This window comes from Candidatus Desulfolinea nitratireducens (genome assembly GCF_982879505.1).
On record NZ_CEYOSI010000344.1, the window covers coordinates 1 to 2,243 of the forward strand.

At 46.5% G+C, this 2,243-nt stretch carries 3 protein-coding genes; all 3 read left to right on the plus strand.

Annotated features, from left to right (window positions below; genetic code table 11):
* The coding region (locus AC3DOM_RS17585) for an ArsB/NhaD family transporter (protein ID WP_487920341.1) at positions 1-516 on the plus strand (516 nt) is incomplete at its 5' end.
* Positions 404-1,000, plus strand: coding sequence for an ArsB/NhaD family transporter (locus AC3DOM_RS17590; RefSeq protein WP_487920342.1), 597 nt, complete (start codon positions 404-406; stop codon positions 998-1,000). The genes AC3DOM_RS17585 and AC3DOM_RS17590, both read left to right, overlap by 113 nt.
* Positions 1,001-1,010: 10 nt before the next feature.
* A complete protein-coding gene (locus tag AC3DOM_RS17595) occupies positions 1,011-1,460 on the plus strand; it encodes a universal stress protein (RefSeq protein ID WP_487920343.1) in 450 nt (149 codons plus the stop codon).
* Positions 1,461-2,243: the final 783 nt, after the last annotated feature.

Below are 2,243 nucleotides of genomic sequence, written 5' to 3' on the forward strand. Positions count from 1 at the left end.
ATTTTAATGGCATTCACGGCAGTTGCCTCGGCCCTGCTCGACAATTTCACCACCATGCTCTTGATGACACCCATTAGCTTGCAAATTGGGCTGGCTCTTGGCATTAACCCCCTGGCACTGATCATCCCCGAAGTGCTCGCTTCAAATGTGGGAGGAATCACGACACTGATCGGGACGCCAACCAACATCCTGATCGGGGCATCTGCCGGGATTGGGTTTTACGATTTTTTGGTTAACCAAACAGTTGGTGTATTGATTGCGCTCGCTGCGATGAGTGGATATGTCATTTGGCACTACCGCAAGGAGTGGGAAAAGGTCAGCGGGGGGATCTCCAAGACGCTGTACGAGAAGTTGAAGGAGAAAGGGCGTATCCGCGATCCAGATGCTCTCAAGAAGTCAGGGGGTGGTTTTTGTATTCACCCTGATTGGCTTTGTGGTCGGCGAACGGATTCATGTGGTCCCGGCTGTCCCGGCGATTGTCGGCGCAACGGTTTTGCTGATTTGGCTAAAGCCTGACATTAACCGAATGATTACGGCAGTCGATTGGACAACTCTGGTTTTCTTTATGGCGTTGTTTATGGTCGTTGGGGCTGTGCAGGAGGTTGGTCTGATTGATCTCGCGGCCAAGAGCATCAGCCAAGTCGTTGGCGAAAACTTGGGATTGGCTATCTTTGTGCTTGTGATTGGGGTCGGCTCACTATCAACCGTGATTGCAAATATTCCTCTGGCCGCCTCCATGCTGCCGGTGGTTGACTTTTTAACCGGTTCTATCCCGGGGGCAAGTAGCAAGGTTTTGTATTATGCACTCTCCATGGGAACCGCGATGGGAGGCAATGGGTTTTTAATTGGGGGCGAAGCAAATCTAGTCACGGCAGGTATCACCACCCAGGCGGGCTCCCCGATTTCGTTCAAAGAATTTCTCAAGATCGGCTTACCAATCACCTACATTACTTTGTTTATCGGCAATCTGTGGCTGATGATTCGTTTTGGAGTTTTTTGAGAGGAAAAGCATGAGAATAATTTTATATCCCACTCGCGGAGGTCAGAAGAGTTATCCAAACCAGGATGCTGTGATTGCTCTTGCCAAGAAATGGAAAGCAAAGCTAATTTTCCTGTATATCTCAAATGTTCATTTTCTGGAGAAACTGGGGCCTGTCAGGCACACCAAAGTAGTTCAGAATGAATTGGAAGATATGGGAGAGTTCCTGCTCGCTATGGCCTGTGAGCGTGCGAAAAAAGCCGGATGGAAAGCCCAGACAATTGTGCGGCATGGCTCTTTTATGGAGATTGTTCACAACGTAATCAGCGAGCATCAGATTGATACTCTAATAATCGGTGCTCCCGGTTCCACACATGCGGCCACTACCACGGATTTTTTGCAAAGTTTGATCCAGGAAATCCAGGAAGCGCACCAAATAGAAGTGTTGGTTGTTCAGGACGGGGACATAATTGACCCTTAACAATCTTGGATAGTTTGTTCATCAATAACCTTTTCTGCCCACCATGTGCTGGGTAGTTTCCTTGAGATCACTCTTTTCTATAATAACTTTATGCCAGACACAATGGTGTGTGGGCAAGCTTTGCCAAGATCCAAAATTGAAAAGGCATAGGCAGACATAGCGACCGAAACATCAGCAATCTGCCAAATAGGATTCCGGCACTGGGTTCGGCTTTCACCTGTACTATTTCTCGCCAGGCATCATTCATGGTTTCACAATCACTGTCTTTTCACCATTGTCGGAAGTATTCATAGACCGTTTGACATAGGGTAGCATCCTCTAGGAGTAGCCACTCCGCAATAAGAAATATCGCATTCACAATTTTTCGTGGCCAACTGCCTGTTTTTTTTCAGGCGACACAGGTGCATAAACGGGATAGATAGTTGATTTGAAAAATCACATTCTTCCCTAACCCAGGTTTGCATAGGCAAAATCGATACAAACGTTATGTTCCGGGACAGCACTAGTGTAGCCTATACCGCTGGCATTGAATTGTTAGATGATCTAAAGTTCGTCAAGTCGATTATTAGGGAAGTCAAAAAGGGGTTGGTGATTTTTCAAAAATAATCGATGCATTATAAAAGCGAAGCTGTCACTAGGCGCAAGATAGGGACAGCTCAGAATTCAAGATTCCATTGTGGCTTTGTTTTCTTGTTGCCGGTGGATATGCCATTTTTGGGGTGAATATAGCACTGAGAGCGTTTAGAAAAGCAATCAAAAAAGCATAGCTATCAGGTAATAGGT

What these genes read in the sequence shown, in the direction of transcription:
- AC3DOM_RS17595 (WP_487920343.1), top strand. Translation starts at nt 1,011, where the DNA reads ATGAGAATAATTTTATATCCCACTCGCGGAGGTCAGAAGAGTTATCCA.